22 protein-coding genes and 1 tRNA gene are annotated in these 19930 nt (G+C 58.0%); 20 read left to right on the top strand and 3 right to left on the bottom strand.

Translation table 11 applies throughout. The annotated features are described in order from the left end of the window. Window positions 1–15: 15 nt before the first annotated feature. Window positions 16–786, bottom strand: a complete 771-nt coding sequence (locus tag D6858_RS13975) for an SIMPL domain-containing protein (protein ID WP_120111850.1) — start codon at window positions 784–786, stop codon at window positions 16–18. Window positions 787–1104: 318 nt separating this feature from the next. Here D6858_RS13975 and rpsB point away from each other — a divergent pair, with 318 nt between their 5' ends. The 12 genes from rpsB (at window position 1105) to rpmE (ending at window position 12380) form a co-directional block, all read left to right on the top strand. Then, window positions 1105–1860, top strand: coding sequence for a 30S ribosomal protein S2 (gene rpsB / locus D6858_RS13970; RefSeq protein WP_120111977.1), 756 nt, complete (start codon window positions 1105–1107; stop codon window positions 1858–1860). Between the two features lie 91 nt (window positions 1861–1951). Then, entirely contained in the window at window positions 1952–2878 is a 927-nt protein-coding gene (gene tsf, locus D6858_RS13965) for a translation elongation factor Ts (protein ID WP_120111846.1), read from the top strand. 153 nt (window positions 2879–3031) lie between these two features. Beyond that, window positions 3032–3754 carry a UMP kinase gene (pyrH, locus tag D6858_RS13960; RefSeq protein ID WP_120111843.1) on the top strand — a complete coding sequence of 241 codons (723 nt, stop codon included), beginning with the start codon at window positions 3032–3034 and terminating at the stop codon, window positions 3752–3754. A 2-nt stretch (window positions 3755–3756) separates the two neighbouring features. Beyond that, window positions 3757–4314, top strand: a complete 558-nt coding sequence (gene frr / locus D6858_RS13955; protein ID WP_102154470.1) for a ribosome recycling factor — start codon at window positions 3757–3759, stop codon at window positions 4312–4314. Between the two features lie 21 nt (window positions 4315–4335). Then, window positions 4336–5022 carry a polyprenyl diphosphate synthase gene (gene uppS, locus D6858_RS13950; RefSeq protein ID WP_120111840.1) on the top strand — a complete coding sequence of 229 codons (687 nt, stop codon included), beginning with the start codon at window positions 4336–4338 and terminating at the stop codon, window positions 5020–5022. Next, on the top strand, window positions 5009–5731 hold the full coding sequence (locus tag D6858_RS13945) for a phosphatidate cytidylyltransferase (RefSeq protein WP_120111836.1): 723 nt from the start codon (window positions 5009–5011) through the stop codon (window positions 5729–5731). Before uppS ends, D6858_RS13945 begins: the two co-directional genes overlap by 14 nt. Next, entirely contained in the window at window positions 5728–6882 is a 1155-nt protein-coding gene (dxr, locus tag D6858_RS13940) for a 1-deoxy-D-xylulose-5-phosphate reductoisomerase (RefSeq protein WP_120111832.1), read from the top strand. The genes D6858_RS13945 and dxr overlap by 4 nt, the downstream gene beginning before the upstream one ends. Before the next feature lie 4 nt (window positions 6883–6886). After that, complete coding sequence (gene rseP / locus D6858_RS13935) at window positions 6887–8017, top strand: RIP metalloprotease RseP (RefSeq protein WP_120111828.1); 1131 nt, start codon at window positions 6887–6889, stop codon at window positions 8015–8017. Window positions 8018–8186: 169 nt separating this feature from the next. Further along, window positions 8187–10871, top strand: coding sequence for an outer membrane protein assembly factor BamA (gene bamA / locus D6858_RS13930; protein WP_120111825.1), 2685 nt, complete (start codon window positions 8187–8189; stop codon window positions 10869–10871). Beyond that, window positions 10871–11542, top strand: a complete 672-nt coding sequence (locus D6858_RS13925) for an OmpH family outer membrane protein (RefSeq protein ID WP_120111822.1) — start codon at window positions 10871–10873, stop codon at window positions 11540–11542. The genes bamA and D6858_RS13925 overlap by 1 nt, the downstream gene beginning before the upstream one ends. 19 nt (window positions 11543–11561) lie before the next feature. Continuing rightward, a complete protein-coding gene (gene fabZ, locus D6858_RS13920) occupies window positions 11562–12041 on the top strand; it encodes a 3-hydroxyacyl-ACP dehydratase FabZ (protein ID WP_120111819.1) in 480 nt (159 codons plus the stop codon). Window positions 12042–12155: 114 nt separating this feature from the next. Further along, the gene (gene rpmE, locus D6858_RS13915) at window positions 12156–12380 is read left to right on the top strand and encodes a 50S ribosomal protein L31 (RefSeq protein ID WP_095011872.1); all 225 of its coding nucleotides are present in this window, start codon (window positions 12156–12158) and stop codon (window positions 12378–12380) included. Between the two features lie 91 nt (window positions 12381–12471). Here rpmE and D6858_RS13910 read toward each other — a convergent pair whose 3' ends face one another. Both D6858_RS13910 and D6858_RS13905 read right to left on the bottom strand, forming a co-directional pair. Next, window positions 12472–12786 carry a TraR/DksA family transcriptional regulator gene (locus D6858_RS13910; RefSeq protein ID WP_120111815.1) on the bottom strand — a complete coding sequence of 105 codons (315 nt, stop codon included), beginning with the start codon at window positions 12784–12786 and terminating at the stop codon, window positions 12472–12474. 70 nt (window positions 12787–12856) lie between these two features. Further along, complete coding sequence (locus D6858_RS13905; RefSeq protein ID WP_120111812.1) at window positions 12857–13489, bottom strand: prolyl hydroxylase family protein; 633 nt, start codon at window positions 13487–13489, stop codon at window positions 12857–12859. Between the two features lie 180 nt (window positions 13490–13669). On the opposite strand from D6858_RS13905, the gene D6858_RS13900 reads away from it, so the two are divergent. The 8 genes from D6858_RS13900 (at window position 13670) to D6858_RS13860 (ending at window position 19878) form a co-directional block, all read left to right on the top strand. After that, window positions 13670–13746: transfer RNA gene (locus D6858_RS13900), tRNA-His, on the top strand. 63 nt (window positions 13747–13809) lie between these two features. Then, a complete protein-coding gene (locus tag D6858_RS13895) occupies window positions 13810–14871 on the top strand; it encodes a Glu/Leu/Phe/Val family dehydrogenase (protein ID WP_120111809.1) in 1062 nt (353 codons plus the stop codon). A gap of 82 nt (window positions 14872–14953) precedes the next feature. Then, window positions 14954–15700, top strand: coding sequence for a heme ABC transporter permease CcmC (gene ccmC / locus D6858_RS13890; RefSeq protein WP_120111805.1), 747 nt, complete (start codon window positions 14954–14956; stop codon window positions 15698–15700). A gap of 136 nt (window positions 15701–15836) precedes the next feature. Next, window positions 15837–16316: a cytochrome c maturation protein CcmE gene (gene ccmE, locus D6858_RS13880; protein ID WP_120111802.1), complete on the top strand. Its 480-nt coding sequence runs from the start codon at window positions 15837–15839 to the stop codon at window positions 16314–16316. A gap of 13 nt (window positions 16317–16329) precedes the next feature. Then, complete coding sequence (locus tag D6858_RS13875) at window positions 16330–18282, top strand: heme lyase CcmF/NrfE family subunit (protein WP_120111799.1); 1953 nt, start codon at window positions 16330–16332, stop codon at window positions 18280–18282. Then, entirely contained in the window at window positions 18279–18809 is a 531-nt protein-coding gene (locus tag D6858_RS13870) for a DsbE family thiol:disulfide interchange protein (RefSeq protein WP_120111796.1), read from the top strand. The genes D6858_RS13875 and D6858_RS13870 overlap by 4 nt, the downstream gene beginning before the upstream one ends. Next, window positions 18806–19240 (top strand): cytochrome c-type biogenesis protein, encoded by a 435-nt coding sequence (locus D6858_RS13865; RefSeq protein ID WP_120111794.1) that lies wholly within the window; start codon window positions 18806–18808, stop codon window positions 19238–19240. The genes D6858_RS13870 and D6858_RS13865 overlap by 4 nt, the downstream gene beginning before the upstream one ends. Continuing rightward, the gene (locus tag D6858_RS13860) at window positions 19237–19878 is read left to right on the top strand and encodes a tetratricopeptide repeat protein (RefSeq protein WP_133305299.1); all 642 of its coding nucleotides are present in this window, start codon (window positions 19237–19239) and stop codon (window positions 19876–19878) included. Before D6858_RS13865 ends, D6858_RS13860 begins: the two co-directional genes overlap by 4 nt. The last annotated feature ends 52 nt before the right edge of the window (window positions 19879–19930 follow it).

The following is a 19930-nucleotide window of genomic DNA, read 5'->3' as shown; positions in this document are numbered from 1 at the left end:
TAGAGGTCGTTGGGGCTAGTCGAGATAGTAGTCGATAGTAGTTACGACCCGAACTCGCTGATCCGGGCTGCTCGCGGTCTGGCCGGAACTGCCATATTCCTCGTCTCCACTGGGAGCTTCCCGACTCGAAACGGAGAAATATCCCTGCGTGGCGCTCTTGATTCCACCAACCGACGATCCCGAATCGCTGGCAAACTTTTCGGCTGCGCGACGGGCGTCCTTGGTTGCCTCTGCAATCATTTCGGGCTTAACCTTGTCGAGCTCGGTATATTCATAGCTGACGTTTACATCATCCACTACCAGCCCGCCCTGAGCCAGTTCGTCTTTGTTCGCCTGCACCGCCTGAACTTGTGCCACCTTTGAAGTGGTGAAGGAAATTGTGCGGCGAACCGTATATACTTTGCGGCCCGTATATTTCCCGTCACGATATTCGTCTGTAACAGAGATATTGGCGCTGCTCGGTTTGGTCATCGCGCCGTTGAATCCCTGCTTCGCCAGATATTTGCGAATAGTGGCGGAATCCCGGTCGACGGTGGAAAGAGCCTCTGACAGATCGTAAGCTGCTTCGGAATAATTGACCGACCATGATGCGCGGTTGGCTGTCACATTACGCTGGGCGACACCGCGGACAGTCACTTCCCGGTCTGCACGCTTCATCGCTACCATTCCTTTTGCCAGCGATACCGAGCCGATCGTTATGCCCCCTGCCAGCACCACGCTGGCACAGAGCAATGCGATCCGGTTGTTGTGGGCGATTGCCGAAAGGAATCCATTCGAAGTAGCCATTTAATTCTCCCTGCTATGGTGCGCGCGACCGCTGATCCTACCGAATCACACGGTGAGTTGTGCATTTATATCGATGAACCGATTATGACTGCCGTGACCGAATGTCGCCGTGGCTGCGGTATTTGTCAGAGACGTGAAGAGGGCTGGATTTTGCTCCAACATGGCGGTAAGGGCGCGCGGTCTTCTGGCAGTTCGATCGTTTTCTCGGTCGGGCAGGTCGGGAGCAAATCCACATGGAAGGCGCACATACCGGTGTCTGCAGCGGGCTCTCCGCACAGGTTCCAGCTTTCCAGAGGCACAACCGGAAAGGAAATGACCATGGCGGCTCCTACCGTCACCATGCAGCAACTGATCGAGGCCGGCGCACACTTCGGCCACCAGACCCACCGCTGGAATCCCCGCATGAAGCCGTATATTTTCGGCGCGCGGAACGGCGTTCACATTATCGACCTGTCGCAGACCGTGCCGCTCATGGCTCGTGCACTCGACTTCGTGCAGGACACCGTTCGTTCGGGCGGCAAGGTTCTGTTTGTCGGCACCAAGCGTCAGGCGCAGGAACCGATCGCACATGCAGCGCGCGCCAGTGGCCAGCACTTCGTGAATCACCGCTGGCTGGGCGGCATGCTCACCAACTGGAAGACGATTTCGCAGTCGATCAAACGCCTCAAAACTCTTGAAGAACAGCTTTCGGGCGATACGAGCGGCTTCACCAAGAAAGAAGTTCTTCAGCTTACCCGTGAACGGGACAAGCTGGAAATGTCTCTTGGCGGCATTCGCGACATGGGCGGCATTCCCGATGTCATGATCGTGATCGACGCCAACAAGGAAGATCTCGCGATCAAGGAAGCTGGCGTGCTCGGTATCCCGGTGATTGCCGTGCTCGACACCAACGTCGATCCGTCGGGTATCGCGTTCCCGGTTCCGGGCAACGACGATGCAAGCCGCGCTGTGCGCCTGTATTGCGATGCATTCGCTGAAGCTGCGACGGCGGGCAAGGGTGCGGCCGTGGCCGATTCGGGTGCCGATTTCGGCGCGATGGATACGCCCCCGGCAGAAGCCGCCGCAGAAGCGTAACACGCGCTTCCTATCGCGGAATTGAGGCGCCGGGCGGATCAAAATGGTCCGGCCCGGTGCTCGCTTTTGATTTGCAAAGAAGGAATTGAACATGGCTGCATTCACTGCCGCTGACGTGAAAGCCCTGCGCGAAAAGACCGGCGCGGGCATGATGGATGCCAAAAAGGCTCTCGAAGAAGCCAATGGCGACATCGAAGCTGCTGTCGACGCACTGCGCGCCAAGGGTCTTGCAACCGCTGCCAAGAAATCGAGCCGCACCGCTGCGGAAGGTCTCGTCGGCGTGGCGGTCGAAGGCACCAAGGGCGTTGCCGTCGAAGTCAACTCGGAAACCGACTTCGTCGCCAAGAACGACAAGTTCCAGGATTTCGTGCGTAAGACTACTCAGGTCGCTCTGGAACAGGCCAGCGACGATGTCGAAGCGCTGAAGGCTGCTGCTTACCCTGACGGTGGCACAGTCGCTGAAAAGCTGACTGACAATGTGGCGACCATCGGTGAAAACCAGCAGGTTCGTCGCATGAAGTCGGTTTCCGTCACCAGCGGCGTGATCGTGCCATACATCCATAACGCTGCGGGCGAAGGCCTGGGGAAGATCGGCGTTCTGGTCGCTCTGGAAAGCGAAGCGCCCGCCGATGTGCTTGAACCGCTCGGCAAGCAGTTGGCGATGCACATCGCTGCCGCTTTCCCGCAGGCGCTGGATGCTGACGGGCTCGACCCGGACGTGATCGGGCGTGAGCGCAAGATCGCTGCTGAAAAGGCTGCTGAAAGCGGCAAGCCTGCCGAAGTGCAGGAAAAGATGGTCGATGGCGCTATCAAGAAGTTCGCTAAGGAGAACGCTCTCCTCAGCCAGATCTTCGTGATGGATAACAAGACCGCTATCGCCGATGTTGTTGCCAAGGCGGGGAAGGATGCCGGTAGTGCGATCGTGCTCAAGGACTATGTCCGCTTCCAACTCGGTGAAGGCATCGAGAAGGAAGAGAGCGATTTCGCCGCTGAAGTGGCGGCCGCAGTCGCTGGCTGACCCTTTCAAGATATAATGTGTGGGCCGCTCGATTCTTCTGGATTGGGCGGCCTTCGCATTTGAGCTTTGTTTGAAGCCTTCTCCCTTGCCGCAAGAAGGTGCTGGCCTATAAGGGCGCACCGTTTACCCGATCATTCACGAGAACCTGGTTCCATGCCTCTTCCCAAGCTCAAGCGCGTCCTCCTCAAGCTTTCGGGCGAGGTGCTGATGGGCGATCAGCAATTTGGGATCGATCCTTCGTTTGTTAGTGAGTTGGCGAAAGAAGTGAAGGCGGCGAAGGAAACCGGGCTGGAAATCTGCCTCGTTATCGGTGGCGGCAATATTTTTCGCGGAATGGCCGGGGCTGCACAGGGTATGGATCGCGCGCAAGCCGATTATATGGGGATGCTTGCAACGGTGATGAATGCGCTCGCCATGCAGAGCGCCTTGGAGCAGCTTGGCGTACCCACTCGCGTGCAGTCGGCGATCCAGATGGATCAGGTTTGCGAGCCGGTGATCCGTCGTCGGGCGGAACGTCACCTCGAAAAAGGGCGTGTTGTTATATTTGCCGCCGGTGTCGGCGCGCCATATTTCACCACCGATTCCGGTGCGGCACTCCGCGCGGCAGAAATGCGTTGCGATGCATTGCTGAAGGGCACCAGTGTCGATGGGGTCTATAATTGCGATCCCAAGAAAGATCCCGAAGCAAAGCGTTTTGAAACTGTCGGTTATAGTAAGGTGCTGGCAGATAATCTTAAAGTCATGGATGCGTCCGCCGTTGCTTTGTGCCGCGACAATGGCATCCCGATCGTGGTGTTTTCGATCCGCGAGAAAGGCAACCTTGCGCGTGTGCTGCAAGGCAAGGGCGTTCAGACGATAGTGCAAGAGGAAGCCTGACAATGGCCAAGTACGATAAAGCCGATATCGAGCGCCGCATGAACGGCGCGGTGGAATCATTGAAAAGCGATCTGTCGGGCCTGCGAACCGGGCGCGCCAACGTGGCCCTGCTCGATCCTGTGGTGTGCGAAGTTTACGGCGCGATGATGCCGCTCAATCAGGTTGCGACCGTGTCTGCGCCGGAACCCCGGATGCTAAGCGTGCAGGTGTGGGACAGGTCAAACCTGACCGCGGTCGAGAAGGGTATTGCCCATGCCAACCTTGGGCTGAACCCGATGATCGACGGGCAAACTATTCGACTGCCAATTCCGGATCTGACGGAAGAGCGTCGCCGCGATCTTGCCAAGCTGGCGGGGCAATATGCCGAAAAAGCCAAAGTTGCGATCCGCAACGTTCGGCGCGATGGCATGGAGGCGCTCAAAGATGACGAAAAGAAAAAGGAAATCTCTGAGGACGAGCGCAAGCGGGCTGAAGAAGAGGTTCAGAAGCTGACTGACAAATATGTTGCAGAAACCGATGCGGCGGCCGCTAACAAGGAAAAGGAGATCATGACGCAGTGATTGCGGCATGATCTTCATCCAATGACCTCCGACCAGAAACCCGAAGCGCGCCACGTCGCCATCATTATGGATGGTAACGGGCGCTGGGCAAAACGTCGGCATCTGCCGCGCGCCATCGGGCACCAGCGCGGCGTGGAAGCGGTTCGCAAACTGGTTCGTTCGCTCAAAGACACTTCGGTCGAGTGTCTGACGCTGTATGCTTTCAGTTCCGAAAACTGGAAACGACCTGAAGAAGAGGTCGGTGATTTGATGAACCTGATGCGAAAGTTCATCAGATCGGACCTGCCCGAATTTCTCGCCAACGATGTCAGGCTGCATATTATCGGTGACTGGCGCGGTCTGGCACCCGACATCGTCGAAATGCTGGAAGATGCATTGGCGCGGACTGCAAACGGATCGCGCACATTGGCAGTGGCGCTCAATTATGGGTCGCAACAGGAAATCGCTCGCGCGGCAGCATTGGCGGCGGCTGAAGGTGAAATTACGACCGAGAGTATCGCGGCCCATCTCGATACCGCTCAACTCCCTCCGCTCGATCTGCTTATCCGGACGAGCGGAGAGGTCCGTCTCTCTAACTTCCTGTTATGGCAGTCGGCGTATGCTGAAATGATGTTCGTCGATACTCTTTGGCCGGACTTTACTCCGGAGGATTTGCGGCATGCGCTCGACGAATTTGCCGGGAGGGAGCGTCGATATGGCGGACGGTGAAGCGAATGCGGGCTCACAGGTAAAAAATGCCGACCTCGGAGCGCGGGTCGTTTCAGCCGTAGTGATGGTCGTCATTACCGGGATTGCCCTGATGCTGGGGGGCTGGGTCTGGCTGGTGTTCGTCGCATTGGTTGCGCTGGCCGCATTGTGGGAGTGGAACGGTCTGGTGAAAAGAGCCAGTTGGTCGCCCGCAAGCGAGGTGCTGTGGGTGTTCTTCGGTGTGATTTACATCGGCGTCGCCGCGCTGGGCATGGTGCAGCTTCGGGCCCTTTATCTGCCGATCTTCTTTGCGGCAGGCTTTATCGTGCCGATTATCGCAGTTGATGTCGGGGCTTATTTTATTGGCCGTGCGCTTGGCGGTCCGAAAATAGCGCCGCGGATTAGTCCATCAAAAACATGGGCAGGCTTGGCAGGCGGAATACTAGGGGCGTCGATTGTCTATCTGATCGTTGGCTATATCTGGCCCGATTCCTATTTCGTGAGTAGCGAAGGAATCTTCGGATGGAAAAGTGTGGTCGGCGCGATGATTCTCGGCACATTTGTCGCTGCGCTCGCCCAAGCGGGTGATTTTTTTGAAAGCTGGATGAAACGTCGCGCAGGGATGAAGGATTCCGGGCGTCTTATACCCGGCCACGGTGGTGTGTTAGATCGGATCGACGGGTTGATTGCTGTGTTCTTTGTGTTGACGATCACTCGGAATCTCCTGTGACTCGTTCGATTTCGATTCTGGGGGCAACGGGATCAATCGGCGCATCGACGCTGGATTTGCTTCGGCAGAATCGCGGTTCCTGGAAAGTTTCGGCATTGACGGCCAACAGCCGGGTTTCTGAACTTGCGGCACTGGCGCGCGAATTCGATGCGGATATCGCGATTGTTGCTGATGAGCTCCATCTCCCGCAACTGCGTGAAGCGCTTTCTGGAACAGGCATCGCCACTGCGGGTGGAATAGCGGCCTTGTGCGAGGCTGCTGCGCGACCGGTCGATATCACCGTGGCCGCTATTGTTGGATGTGCGGGGTTGGCACCGGTAATGGCAGCGGTTGAGCGCGGTGGGACAATCGCCCTTGCCAATAAGGAGGCATTGGTTTCTGCGGGCGACATCCTGATGCACGCGGTGGAGAGGTGCAGGGCCACTCTCTTGCCCACCGACAGTGAGCACAACGCCATTTTTCAGTGTCTGGTTGGCAATCGTCCTGACGATATACGATCAGTTACGCTGACTGCGAGCGGCGGCCCCTTCCGCACATGGAGCCACGATCAGCTAGCCACTGCCACGCGCGAGCAGGCTCTTCGTCATCCCAATTGGGACATGGGCGCGAAGATCACCATCGATTCGGCCACGATGATGAACAAAGGTCTCGAATTTATCGAGGCGTATCATTTGTTTCCGGTCGAGCTCGATCAGCTCCGCATATTGGTGCATCCGCAGAGCGTGATCCATTCGATGGTGGAATATCGCGACGGATCAACGCTCGCTCAGCTTGGGCCAAGCGATATGCGCGTACCAATCGCCAATTGTCTGGCTTGGCCTGGGCGGATGGATACACCGATGGCGCCACTCGATCTGGCTGCCATTGGGGAATTGAGCTTTTTCGCCCCGGATGAAGAGCGTTTTCCGGCGACAAGGCTGGCGCGCGAGGCGGCGCAATCGGGTGGTGCGGCGCCCGCCGTTCTCAATGCTGCGAATGAAGCAGCCGTTGCGGCTTTTCTTGCTGGCAAGATTGCGTTCAGCCAGATTGCCGTAGTAGTTGAAAAAACCTTGCAGCGCTCGATGCCTCGCGCGCCCACATCTCTGGAAGAAGTACTGGAGATCGATGGTAATGCGCGGGTATGGGCGAACGAGTTGATGGAGCACGTCTGAATTGATGTCTAGCCCGCCTTTCTGGCTCTATATCGTCGGTTTCCTGCTGCTGTTGGGGCCGCTGGTAACGGTTCATGAATTCGGTCATTATCTGGTGGCACGCTGGCTTGGCGTGAAGGCTGAGGTCTTCTCCGTTGGCTTTGGGCGGGAGATATTGGGATTTACTGATCGAAGCGGAACCCGTTGGCGGCTGTCATTATTGCCCCTCGGGGGTTATGTTCAGTTCAAAGGCGATATGAGTCCGGCGAGCATTCCCGATGCCCGGACATTGTCCGCGATGAGTCCCGATGAACGGAATGGTGCATTTCAGCTTGCTCCATTGCGGCATCGTGCATTGATTGTAGCTGCTGGGCCGATTACTAACCTGTTGGTAGCACTGGCGATATTTGCCGGATTCTTCATGGTTGTTGGGGAGCCGGTGCAAGCCGATCCAAGTCAGACGAATAAGGTTGAGCAATTCTCGCCGGAATCCGCTGCTCAGGCCGCCGGTGTGCGTGTGGGTGACAAGATTGTCAGCATCGATGGCGACGCTGTTGGTCAATTTCGCGATATCACTGACCGAGTGATGATGCATCCTGGAGAGAGTATTGTTCTGGGCGTCCGGCGCGATGGAGATCTGGTTCGGATCCCTGTCACAATCGCTGAAGCGGTTGTAACTGATCGGTTTGGCAATGAATCACGGATTGGTCGTCTGGGTATTTATTCCAGCCCGGTGACCTACCGACCGGTCAGTCCATTTGTAGCTGTCCGACTCGCTGTTAAAGAAAGTGCCAGCATGGTTGGCATGATGGTCACTGGGATTGGCCAGATTTTCACTGGACAGCGCTCTGTTCAGGAACTGGGCGGCCCGGTGAAGATGGCTAAATGGTCAGGCGAACAGCTAAGCCTTGGGCCACAGGCGTTTGTGGCGTTTGTGGCATTCGTCTCGCTTAATTTGGCATTCATCAACTTGTTGCCAATCCCTGCTCTCGACGGAGGGCATCTGGCATTCTACGCGGTTGAAGCAGTCCGTCGGAAGCCGGTGGACGCCCGAGGACAGGAAATGGCGTTTCGTGCCGGTGTTGCGCTGGTGCTCGCCTTGATGCTGTTCGTGACGATAAACGACCTGATCTCGCTTCCAATTTTCGGACGCTAGTAACTGGTCATGCAGGAGTATGCGCGGGTATAGGCTTGTTCCTTTGCTTGATCGAGAACGCGCTATCGGGCACAGGGCGGCGATACCTCGCTGTTCATCCGACGCAAGATTTCGGTGAAGCGGGGGCGGACTGGCCGCGCACAATTTTTATGACGGGAGTTCCACGTTGATGAGTGGACGGGAAGTGGCTGATTCTAAAGTTGGCTCAGGTTTCGGAAAGCTGGCGCTGGCTTTGATGTGTGGCACGGTGTTGGGCGGAATTCCCGCTGCGGCATACGCACAGGATGTGGGGGCGCAGGACGGCCCCTTGATCCCCGCTGATCAATCGACGCCCACGCAATCGATTACGGAGATTAATGTGGTGGGGGCCGAACGGCTCGAACCCAATACGATATTGTCATATATTCGTTTGCGTGTGGGACAGCCATATTCAGCGGCAGCAGCCGACCAGGCGTTGAAGGATCTGGCTGCAACCGAATTGTTCAGTGATTATTCCATTCAGAACAATAACGGTATCGTGACTATCAAGGTCACGGAAAACCCAGTCATCAACCGCATCATTCTTGAAGGCAACAAACGCATCAAGAACGACAAGATTTTGCCTGAAATCAAACTGGCGCCCCGGCAGATTTTCACGCGATCGAAAGTGCGTGCCGATGTGGCCCGTATCATCGAACTGTATAAGCGGCAGGGGCGCTTCGCAGCTTCGGTCGAACCGAAAATGGTGCAGTTGAGCCAGAATCGTGTCGACGTCGTTTTCGAGATCAACGAAGGGCCGAAGTCCAAGGTTCGCCAGATCAACATTATCGGCAACGAAGCGTTCTCCGATGGAGAGCTGCGCAGCGAAATGTTGACGAAGCAGACGCGCTTCACACGATTCTTTAGCTCTAAAACCAGCTACGATCCTGATCGTCTCGCTTTCGATCAACAGAAATTGCGCCAGTTCTATCTTACTGAAGGTTATGCGGATTTCCGGGTGGTTTCTGCCGTTGCAGAGCTAACTCCGGATAAGAAAGACTTTATCATCACATACGTGGTGGAAGAAGGAAAACGCTACAAGTTCGGCGATGTGAAGGTCGAAAGCCAATTGCGCGACTTTGATAGCGAAACCATGACCAAGCGTTTGCCGATGCATACCGGCGATTGGTATAACGCCAAACAAGTCGAAGATACGGTCGATCAGTTTTCGGAACTCGCCGGTACCTTCGGCTATGCCTTTGCCCAGATTGATCCGGAGTTTCGCCGCAATAAAGACGATCTGACGATGGACGTCACATACGTCATCAAAGAGGCACCTCGCGTTTATGTCGAACGGGTTGATGTCAACGGCAATACGCTGACTCAGGATAAAGTTGTGCGCCGCGAATTCCGCGTTGCGGAAGGCGATGCGTTCAACTCGTTGCAGGTCAAGCGTTCGGCTGCGCGTATCAAGTCGCTCGGATATTTTCAGGAAAATTTCGAGATTGATCAGAAGCAGGGAAGCGCTCCTGACAAAATTCTGCTCGAAGCTAACATTGAAGAACAGCCGACTGGACAGTTGCAGTTGTCGGCCGGCTTCTCGTCGATCGAGAGCTTTATCCTTGCCGCTTCGATTCAGCAGCGGAACTTCCGCGGGCGCGGCCAGACGGTGGGTGCCGGGGTCAACTGGTCGCGGTATTCACGCAGTGTCAACCTGAGTTTTACGGAACCTTATGTGTTTGATCGCAATATTTCGACTGGCATAAATATTTACAGAAAGGATTATAATAGCTTCAATTACCTTAGTAGTAATCGTAACACGACCTTTAAGCAGGCGACAACAGGCGCCTCGTTGCGGGTTGGTGTCCCTCTGACTGAATATATGTCGTTGGTTGGCAGCTATACGTTCAACTATGATGACGTTTCACTGGATGAAAATCGGTTCTTTACCGATCGGCAAAACCCACCTGCGTTCGAGTGCGATCCGCTGCTGGCAGGCCGTTATCTTTGTGAGGCACTAGGGACGCGTACGAGTTCCATCGTTGGCTTGACGTTGGGATACAATAACCTCGATAATGGCTATCGTCCCACACGCGGGACCAGTGTTTCGCTTACTGGTGAATATGCAGGGGTGGGCGGTTCGGTCCACTATGCTCGTGTTAGTGGTAAGGCGGCGCGTTACTGGCCTCTTGGCAGTGGTTTTATTTTCTCGCTCTCTGCTGAAGGTGGTGCAATCAAGGGACTGAACGGAGATGAGGTGAATCTGACCGACCGTTTCTTCCTTGGTGAACCTCAAATGCGCGGTTTCGATATTCGTGGCATTGGCCCGCGTGTGTTGCGCCAGCCGATTATTAGCGACGGTAATGGGGGGACGACGGTCGTTACGGATCGCGACAAGGTGTCCGATGATGCGCTGGGCGGTAATGCCTACTACATCGGGCGGGCCGAGTTGGAGATCCCGCTGGGTAGCGGTATGAAGGAAATGGGCCTGCGCCCCTCGATCTTCATGGATATCGGTGCGCTTTGGAGTGTGCGAACCCCGGCGTTGCAAAGCTGCGCCTATCCCGATGGATGTAGTTTCCCGGTGCGCGATTCCGAGGGCAATCAACTTTACCTCCAAACTATCACTAACGCTGACGGTACTAAAACTACGACGTCTGTGACTAGTCCGACGGCACCTGATGGATCACCCAATACGGCCCAAATGACGTCGCCTATTTCACCATTCCGCGAAGTCTTCCTTGGCAATTCATCTAGCCCGCGCATTTCAATCGGTATCGGTGTGAACTGGAATTCCCCCTTCGGTCCGCTGCGGATCGACCTCGCCAAAGTCCTGAGGAAGGTCGATGGCGACGATACCAAGACGTTCTCCTTCAATGTAGGAACTCAATTCTGATGAAAACTCTTCTCAAGCCTCTTCTCGCCATTGGCGTAGCCACTGCCGCAGTTGCCCCGATCGCCGCGGCACCTGCCGCTGCTGACACGATCAAAGGGATCGGTGTCGTCAGCCTGCCCGCCGTTGTTGCCAACTCGAATGCTTTCAAGACCGCTGAACAGCAGCGTGGCACCACATACAAAGCGCAGATCGATCAGGCTGAAGCGCGCCGCAAACAGATTGCCGATCAGCTGAACCCGCTGGTAACGAAGTTCAACACTGACCAGAAGGCGAACCCGAAGAATCCAGCTCTGGCGCAGCAGGCGCAGACCATCCAGCAGATCAATCAATCCGGTCAGCAGGAATTGCAGCAGCTTCTGGCTCCGGTCGCGCTGAGCCGTGCGTATGTGACCGAGCAGATTGAAGACAAGCTGGATCAGGCCGTGAAGAACGCCGCCTCGAAGAAAGGCGTTTCCCTGATCCTCGACCCAACTCAGGGTGCGATCATCTATGCCGATGGTGCTTACAATATCACGCAAGATGTGCTGAACGAACTCAACACCCTCCTGCCGACCGCACAACTCGTGCCGCCTCAGGGCTGGGTGCCGCGCGAAGTGCGTGAACAGCAGGCGCAGCAGCAGGCCGCACAGGGCCAGCAGCAGCAACAGCAGCCGGCCACTACGGGCCGTTAAGGGATCACGGGGCAGCACAATGAGTACTGAAATCGCGCCTGAAACCGCGAGCGAAACTGCTTTCGATATCCGCCGCGTCCTCAATGCGCTGCCTCATCGCTATCCTCTTCTGCTGGTCGATCGGGTAAGGTCGATCATTCTCGGCGAGGAAATTCACGCGGTGAAGGCGGTGAGTTTCAACGAGGAGTATTTCCAGGGGCACTTCCCTGGTCGGCCGATTATGCCAGGTGTGCTTCAGATTGAAGCGCTGGCGCAGGCTGCGGCGATTCTCGGAATAGAAACGCTTGAACTGGCAGGCACCGGGAAGCTGGTTTACTTCATGGGCGTCGATGGCGCGAAATTTCGGGCTCCTGTGGAACCGGGCTGCTTGCTGGATTTGAATGTTTCGTTCCTCCAGAAACGTAGCCGGGTCTATAAATTCAAAGGCATCGCCAGCGTTGAAGGAAAAACGACCTGTGAATGTGAATTCACAGCGATGATTGCCGATCCTCCCGAATGATAACGTTCGCCAGCGAAGGGCTTGCAAATTTGCAGTCTTGTCGTTAGGCGCCCGCTTTTCCCGCATACAGCGTGCCCGGTCGGAACCGGGCCCGAGCTAGCAAGGATTTATGCCATGAAGGCCGATACGCATCCCGACTACCACACGATCACCGTCAAGATGACTGACGGGACCGAGTTCCAGACCCGTTCGACGTGGGGCGCAGAGGGTGATACGCTCACGCTCGATATCGACCCGACCAGCCACCCGGCTTGGACCGGCGGGAAGCAGCAGATTCAGGAAGGCGGTCGTGTGGCGGCATTCAACAAGCGTTTTGGTGGCCTCAGCCTCAAGAAGTAACGCTTGCCAAAGTTTCAGTGGCCTTCGGGCTGCTGGGGAGGGCGGTCCGACGGGGCCGCCCTTTTCCGTTCAGCAGTTCATGCGATTGCATTCATGCATGGTCGATGCAGCGAGTTGCGATCGGGCGTGCTTGCAACCGGGCATGACTAATTGGTTCACCGCATACGGCGCACTTGCCATATGTGCCATTCTCGATCCGGGCGAGGGCAGCGCGCACCTGAGCGATTTCTTCGCGCAATATAGAATCGACACCTTCCAGCGCTTCATCATCCGACAGGTCCACGGCCTGTTCTTCTGAATCGGCGTCGAGTGGGTGGCGCAGATCGTCTTCGATATCGTCTACCCGGTTCAAGAGGACAACAAGACGATCTTCGAGTTGCGTTTTCAATTCGGCAATTTTGTTCACTTCTGCCTCCCTCGGGTTCGCTTTGGTTTTTGGCGCCGGCGGCGGACATCATCCTTGATGTGCATCAAGTTCAGAGCCACGGCTTCTCGCGATACCACTTCGTAATCACATACTTGGTGCCGGCGCGTACTTTCATCCCGTGATGTAAGGTATTGGGGTTGGGGCGCCCGTCGGCGCGTCGATTATTCCAGCACATCAATTTACCGGCTTCGGGCTGAACAGTCTTTTTGATCACGCCGAACCGTGTGCCGCCACCTGCCGTTACATCGTTGAGATAGACCATGAATGTCCAGGTCCGCTGTCCGGCGACGGCACAATATTTCTCCCAATCCGGTCCATTGGGTTCGAAGTAATCGGTGTGGGCTTTGAATTCCTGTCCCACTGCATAGCGTTGACCCTGCACAGGCTCCCCAAAGGCCGGATCGATAGCACTGAGAGAATACAGCCGCGATTCGAGATCTTGTACGGCAGCTTCGTCGGGGTCGAGATCGCACGTCTCGCTGGTTCGGAAATAATCATCGCCATTGGCATCTGCGATTGTGGAAGGGCGGCGATTGGCGTCGATCAGTTCAATCAGGCGATGGCAGAGCGGCAGTGGCAGAAAATCGCGCAACTGGAACAATTCCAGCTTGGGCGAGGGGATGATCTGGACGGGCGCGTTCGCTCGCAAAATTGTAGCAGAAGATTCGCCCTGAGCGGTCATCTGCGAAGGATAGAATAAACCATCAGGCGAAACAATCTTACGTGATGCGCGGCGTAGCGCAGTTTTTGCTTTCAAATCCGTTTCGCCTATGCAACAGGCGCACGCCCGTGCCGGAACCCGCTTGACGGGGCCGCGTACGGCTCTAAGTGGCCCGCTTTACGGCATTGGCCGGGGCATATGGCGATCGTAGCTCAGTTGGTTAGAGCGCCGGTTTGTGGTACCGGAGGTCGGGGGTTCGAGACCCCTCGATCGCCCCATTTCCCCCTCGTTGCCGGGCGCGTAGCAGCGCCAGATTTCTATGGCACGAGCAGGGGCCTGATATGACCGCTTTCTGGACCGAACCCGATTATGACGATCACGAGCTGGTGCAGCTTGTCCGCGATCGGAAGTCGGGGCTTACCGCCATTATTGCGCTGCACTCCACCCATCTTGGCCCCGCTGGCGGTGGAACGCGATTCTGGCATTATACCGAGCCGAAAGCCGCTTTGCGCGATGTTCTGCGGTTGAGCCGTGGAATGAGCTATAAGAACGCGATGGCTGGTCTGCCGATGGGCGGTGGCAAGGCCGTTATTCTGGCGGACGACGCGCGCACGAAGTCGCCCGATTTGATCGCTGCATTCGGTGACGCAGTTGATGCTCTGGGTGGTCGATACGTTACTGCCGAAGACGTGGGTATCACCGAAGCCGACATGGTGGCGGTGAGCAAGCGGACATCGTTCGTGTCGGGCCTTCCGGTCGGTGAAGGGCAGGCGGGTGGCGATCCCGGTCCATTCACGGCGATGGGCATCTACCTCGGCATCAAAGCCGCTGTGGCGCACAAGCTGGGCAAAGATAGCATAGCGGGCGTTCGCGTGGCATTGCAGGGCACCGGATCGGTTGGCGGCGGGGTTGCCCGTTTGCTGGCCGCCGATGGAGCCACGCTGGTGCTGGCGGATGTCGATGCCGCACGGGTGCGAGCCCTCGCCAATGAAATCGGGGCGGACACCGTTGCACCCGATGCGATCATGACCACGCCGTGCGACGTATTCAGCCCTAATGCTCTTGGGGCAATTCTCGATGAGGAGAGCATTGCGAAGCTCGATTGCCCGATCGTGGCGGGGGGCGCGAACAACCAGCTCGCGCGCGCGCATCACGGCGCGTTGCTGGCGGAGCGGGACATCCTCTATGCACCCGATTACGTCATCAACGGTGGCGGGATCATCTCAGTTGCGCTGGAATATTTCGCGCGGGTCGAAGGGCATGCGTGCGATGTGACCGAGGTCAATGCGCGAATCGCTCAAATTCCTGAGCGGCTGCGTGAAATCTGGCGGGAGAGCGAAAACAGCGGAGTTTCGTCCGATGTTGTTGCTGACCGCATGGCGCAAAAGCTGATCGGACGCTGATCCTGTGGCAGGGGGCGTAAGTGCCTCTTGTCGTTAGGGGCAGTGCCTGCCAAAGCATCCGTTCGAGGACAGACTTCATTCGATGCACGGCTTCGCCAATCCCAAGCGCTTCCTGACGATCGCGCGCCCGCTGACACCGGCCTTGCTGGTGCTCGGCTCGCTTTTGCTTTTCGGTTCACTGGCTTATGGTCTATTCGCCGCGCCGGCAGAGCGACTGCAGGGGGAGACGGTCCGCATCCTGTTCGTTCATGTTCCGGCGGCATGGCTGGGCATGGCGGGGTGGAGCGTGATCGCGATGGCCAGCATCGCCGAAATCGTCTGGCGCCATCCGCTGGCGGCCATTGCTGGTAGAGCCGCTGCGGTTCCTGGCGCAATGTTTACAGCTATTTGTCTGGCGACCGGCTCTCTTTGGGGGCGCCCTGCGTGGGGCACCTGGTGGGAGTGGGATGGGCGGTTGACGTCGATGCTGGTCCTTCTGTTCCTGTATTTTGGCTATATCGCTCTGGCGGGAGCGACCGCGCGGGAAGGCGTATCTAGCCGCATTTCCGCGATTTTCGGGATTGTAGGGGTCATCAACGTGCCGGTGATCCACTATTCGGTTCTGTGGTGGTATTCGATCCACCAACCGCCCAGTCTGAGCATGGGCAAGTCTGCGATGGCACCCGAATTCCTGTGGCCTCTGCTTGCCGCGACATTGGGGTTTTCGCTTATTTTTTCAGCAGTTGTGCTGATGCGGATGCGAGCCTTGCTCGCTGACGCGCAGGCTGAGGCGCGGTTGCGGCGCAAGGCGCTCGACAGCGACCGCAGGCCGACGCAAGGAGAGTGGTAATGCGTGCCGGACTGGATCCCTGGCCTTTCGTGATCGCATCGTATGCTCTTGCAATTATTGCGACTTTTGCGCTCGTGTGGTGGTCGTGGCGAGCTATGCGCCGGGCTGAGAAGCGGCGCGAGGAGGTACGGCGCAAATGACCGAGGGAGCCACTTCTCATCCGCTGAAAAAGGCGAAGCATCAACGACTTGCACTAGTTGTCGTGGCGGTTGTGGCATTGGTGGCGGCAGCCCTTATCGCCACCTGGGCGCTCCGCAATCAGGCCAGTTTCTTCTATGTTCCCAGTGAGATAGTGAGCGATCCGCCACCCGCGGGGCAGGCGGTTCGGCTGGGCGGAATGGTCGAGACGGGATCGCTGGTGACCAAGCCCGATGGTGTGACGATCGATTTCGTCGTGGGTGATGGCGATGCGAGAGTTCCGGTTGAATACAAGGGGATAGTGCCCGATCTTTTTCAGGAAGGGTCGGGCGTTGTCGCCGAAGGACGGATGCTGGCGAACGGAACGTTCAGGGCAGACACCCTGCTGGCCAAGCATGACGAAAACTATATTCCGCGTGAATTGCAGGATATGACCGCGGCGCAGAAGCAGGCGGCCATTGAAGAAACCACTAAATGAGTAAGGCATTCAAGTGATTGCAGAACTTGGCCTTGCCGCGCTCTGGCTCGCAGCCGCGCTGGCTGTGCTTCAACTCGTATTTGGCACCATCTTCACCTTCAAAAGTGCGGAGAAAGCCGAGTTTTCGCAGATAGTTAGGCCTGCAGCGGCGATGCAGGGCGTGTTATGTGCGCTTTCTTTCCTGATACTCACCTGGTTATTTGCCCGAACTGACCTGTCAGTGAAACTTGTGGCGATGAATTCGCATTCGATGAAGCCGATGATCTTCAAGATCGCCGGAACATGGGGCAACCATGAAGGATCGATGCTGCTGTGGGTCACGGTGATGGCAATGGCGGGTGCGCTGATCGCATTGATCGAGCGGCGGCTGCCCGAACGCACGATGATGGCGACGCTGGCGGCGCAGGCATTCGTGGGGCTGGGCTTTTATGCCTTCCTGCTGTTCAGTTCGAACCCGTTCGAACGACTGGACCCGCCCGCGCTGGAAGGGATGGGGCTGAACCCGCTGTTGCAGGACATCGGCCTCGCGTTCCATCCGCCGACGCTATATTTCGGATATGTCGGGCTGTCGGTCGCGTTCAGTTTCGCAGTGGGCGCGCTGCTGACCCGGCAGGTGACGCCGGACTTCGCCCGCGCGATGCGCCCGTGGGTCTTGGGAGCGTGGATTTTCCTGACAGTGGGGATCACCGCTGGGTCTTACTGGGCCTATTACGAACTGGGCTGGGGCGGCTGGTGGTTCTGGGATCCGGTCGAGAACGCCAGCCTGATGCCCTGGCTGGCGGCGACGGCATTGCTCCATTCAGTCAGCGTGCTGGCCGCGCGCGACGCATTGCGGGCGTGGACCATCATGCTGGGCGTGGTCGCTTTTTCGATGAGCATGGTGGGCACGTTCCTCGTCCGCTCAGGCATTCTCACCAGTGTTCATGCCTTCGCGGTCGATCCTGAACGTGGCAGCTTTCTGCTGGCTCTGCTGGCGATTTATATCGGCGGCGCGCTGCTGGTGTTCGCAGTGCGGGCGGGCAGCGTGACCGAAGGGGAGCGTTTCTCTCTCGTCAGCCGCGAAGGCGCGCTGGTGGTCAACAACGTGATGCTATCCGCCATTCTCGGCGTGGTCCTGCTCGGCACACTCTATCCGTTGCTGACTGAAGCGTTCGACGTGCGGGTTTCGGTGGGGCCACCGTATTTCAATCCGGTATCCGCGATTTTCGCGCTACCGATGCTGTTGGTGATGGCGGTCGGCCCGCTGCTGCGCTGGCGGCACGACAATGCGAAGCGGATCCGGCCCGAACTGATCCTGATCGCGGTGCTGGGTCTGGTGACACTGGCCGGGGTGGTCGCATTCGCGGGGATCGCTGTGTTGCCCACTCTGGGCATCGCGCTGGCGGTGGTGGTGATCGTGGCCAGTGTTATGCCGTTGCGCGGGCGCAAGCTGCGCCTGTTGCCGCTGGCGACATGGGGCATGGTGATCGCGCACCTGGGCATCGGCGTGTCACTGCTCGGCATGGCGAGCGAAACCGCCTTCACGCAGGAGAAGCTGGCAGCGGTGAAAGTGGGCGATACGACGCAAGTTGGCCCGTGGACGATCAAGCTGGACCGGATCGATCCGGTCGCGGGACCGAACTGGACCGCGCTGGAAGGGGTGCTGGAGGCCAGCTATCGCGGCGGTAAGCCGGTGATTATCGATCCGCAGTCCCGCAATTTCTGGTCCCCACCACAGGAAACCAATGAAAGCGCGCTGATTACCCGCTGGAACGGGCAGCTCTACGCCGTGCTGGGGCGCGAAGCGGGTGAAGGGCGCTGGCAGTTGCGGCTGTGGTGGAAACCGCTCGTCACGCTGATCTGGATCGGCGGGATGATGGTGGCACTGGGCGGCGCACTGGCGCTGATCGGCCGGGTCTATACCGATCTGCGGCGGCGGCGGGTGATGCGTAAGGCGGTCGAGCGCCGGTCGGAGGCGAGCGCATGAAGCACTGGCGCTATTTTCTGCCGCTGGCGGTGTTCGTCGCCTTCATCGGAGTTGCCGCATGGCAGCTAACCCGGCCGAGAGACGATTTCGTGCACAGCGCGATGATCGGCAAGGAAGTGCCCGCGTTCGATTTGCCCTCCGCTGTCGGGGACCGGCCCGGCCTGTCGACCGCCAACCTTAAAGATGGCAAGCCCAAGCTGCTGAATATCTGGGCCAGCTGGTGCATCCCCTGCGCGGCAGAGGCGCCGCAACTGGCGCGTTTGCAGGAAGCGGGGGCGACCATCGTAGGGGTGGCGATTCGCGACCGGCCTGAAGATGTCGCCGCGTTTCTGGACCGTTACGGTAATCCTTATGCCCGCATCGGGCGCGACGATCTGAGCAAAGTGCAGCTTTCCATCGGCAGTTCGGGTGTGCCTGAAACTTTCGTGGTCGATGGCAACGGGGTGATCCGGTATCAGCATATCGGAGACGTGCGCCCTGAAGATGTGAAGCTGCTGCTCAGCAAGCTGGAAGAGGCGAAACGATGATTCGCAAGCTGTCCGCGATTGTGCTTGCGCTGGTGCTGCTGGCTCATCTCGCGCCACTGGCACAGCCAGCGATGGCGCAGGACGATCTGCCACCCGCGCCCTATGCCTATCGCCAGCTCGACGATCCGGCGCAGGAGGCCAAGGCGCAGGCGCTGATGGAAACCTTGCGTTGCCTCAAGTGCCAGAGCCAGTCGATTGCCGATTCGGATGCCTCGATGGCAGGCGATATGCGGAGCGAAGTGCGCCAGCGCATCGCCGCCGGTGAAAGCCCGGAGGCGATTCGCCGCTGGCTGATGGACCGTTATGGCGATTACGTCAGCTATAAACCCGAAGTGAGCGAAACGACCTGGCCGCTGTTTGCCGGGCCGCTGATATTGTTGCTGATCGCTGCTGCGGTGCTGTGGCGGCGGCTGGGGGGCAAGCGCGGATGACTTACCTGCCGATCATATTGCTGGCGGTGCTGGCGCTGGGCTTTGCGATTGTCGTACTGCGCCTGCCGCGTTCGGCATGGACGCTGTTTGCCGCGGCGTTGGTGTTTGGGCTCGCGGGCTATGCTTTGCAGGGTTCGCCCGGTTTCGGCGGGTCGCCGCGCGCTGCCGTCGACGATCCCGACCAGACGGGCGGGGCACTGGTGGAAGCGCGCCGTTCGCTATTCGGGACGAACCCGCCCAGCAGCTATGTCACGATGGCCGATGGTTTTGCCCGTCAGGGGCAATTCACCACCGCGGCAGGCATTCTGCGATCGGGCGTCGATGCCGATCCGAAGGATACGGAGGCGTGGATCGCACTGGGCAATGCTCTGGTGCAACATGCCGACGGGCGACTGACCCCGGCGGCGCTCTATGCCTATGCTCAGGCACGCAAGCTGGAACCCGATAGTCCGGGGCCGGGATTTTTCCTTGGTGTGGCGATGATTCGCGGCGGCGATCTGGCCGATGCACGTGCGCTTTGGGCCGATATGATCGCACGGGCACCCGCCGATGCGGAATGGCGCGAACAGTTGCAACAAAGGCTCAATATGCTCGATGCATTGATTGCGCGGATGAACAGTGGAAAGCCGACGGAGTGATCCGGTCGAAAAATGCTGTCGAGTCGCTGCATTGCGGGCATATGGGAGTGGT

It is taken from the genome of Tsuneonella suprasediminis, assembly GCF_003605755.1.
Taxonomy (GTDB): Bacteria; Pseudomonadota; Alphaproteobacteria; order Sphingomonadales; family Sphingomonadaceae; genus Tsuneonella; species Tsuneonella suprasediminis.
The sequence above is the reverse complement of the archived record's forward strand: the minus strand, read 5'-3'. Positions and strand labels throughout refer to the sequence as shown.

Excerpts from the sequence above, each read along its gene's own strand:
- D6858_RS13925 (WP_120111822.1), top strand. The coding sequence starts at position 10,871 with ATGAAAACTCTTCTCAAGCCTCTTCTCGCCATTGGCGTAGCCACTGCC.
- pyrH (WP_120111843.1), top strand. The coding sequence starts at position 3,032 with ATGCCTCTTCCCAAGCTCAAGCGCGTCCTCCTCAAGCTTTCGGGCGAG.
- rpmE (WP_095011872.1), top strand. The coding sequence starts at position 12,156 with ATGAAGGCCGATACGCATCCCGACTACCACACGATCACCGTCAAGATG.
- fabZ (WP_120111819.1), top strand. The coding sequence starts at position 11,562 with ATGAGTACTGAAATCGCGCCTGAAACCGCGAGCGAAACTGCTTTCGAT.
- D6858_RS13895 (WP_120111809.1), top strand. The coding sequence starts at position 13,810 with ATGACCGCTTTCTGGACCGAACCCGATTATGACGATCACGAGCTGGTG.
- ccmC (WP_120111805.1), top strand. The coding sequence starts at position 14,954 with ATGCACGGCTTCGCCAATCCCAAGCGCTTCCTGACGATCGCGCGCCCG.
- rpsB (WP_120111977.1), top strand. The coding sequence starts at position 1,105 with ATGGCGGCTCCTACCGTCACCATGCAGCAACTGATCGAGGCCGGCGCA.
- rseP (WP_120111828.1), top strand. The coding sequence starts at position 6,887 with ATGTCTAGCCCGCCTTTCTGGCTCTATATCGTCGGTTTCCTGCTGCTG.
- frr (WP_102154470.1), top strand. The coding sequence starts at position 3,757 with ATGGCCAAGTACGATAAAGCCGATATCGAGCGCCGCATGAACGGCGCG.
- bamA (WP_120111825.1), top strand. The coding sequence starts at position 8,187 with ATGAGTGGACGGGAAGTGGCTGATTCTAAAGTTGGCTCAGGTTTCGGA.
- ccmE (WP_120111802.1), top strand. The coding sequence starts at position 15,837 with ATGACCGAGGGAGCCACTTCTCATCCGCTGAAAAAGGCGAAGCATCAA.
- D6858_RS13905 (WP_120111812.1), bottom strand. The coding sequence starts at position 13,489 with ATGACCGCTCAGGGCGAATCTTCTGCTACAATTTTGCGAGCGAACGCG.
- tsf (WP_120111846.1), top strand. The coding sequence starts at position 1,952 with ATGGCTGCATTCACTGCCGCTGACGTGAAAGCCCTGCGCGAAAAGACC.
- D6858_RS13945 (WP_120111836.1), top strand. The coding sequence starts at position 5,009 with ATGGCGGACGGTGAAGCGAATGCGGGCTCACAGGTAAAAAATGCCGAC.
- D6858_RS13860 (WP_133305299.1), top strand. The coding sequence starts at position 19,237 with ATGACTTACCTGCCGATCATATTGCTGGCGGTGCTGGCGCTGGGCTTT.
- uppS (WP_120111840.1), top strand. The coding sequence starts at position 4,336 with ATGACCTCCGACCAGAAACCCGAAGCGCGCCACGTCGCCATCATTATG.
- D6858_RS13975 (WP_120111850.1), bottom strand. The coding sequence starts at position 786 with ATGGCTACTTCGAATGGATTCCTTTCGGCAATCGCCCACAACAACCGG.
- D6858_RS13870 (WP_120111796.1), top strand. The coding sequence starts at position 18,279 with ATGAAGCACTGGCGCTATTTTCTGCCGCTGGCGGTGTTCGTCGCCTTC.
- D6858_RS13865 (WP_120111794.1), top strand. The coding sequence starts at position 18,806 with ATGATTCGCAAGCTGTCCGCGATTGTGCTTGCGCTGGTGCTGCTGGCT.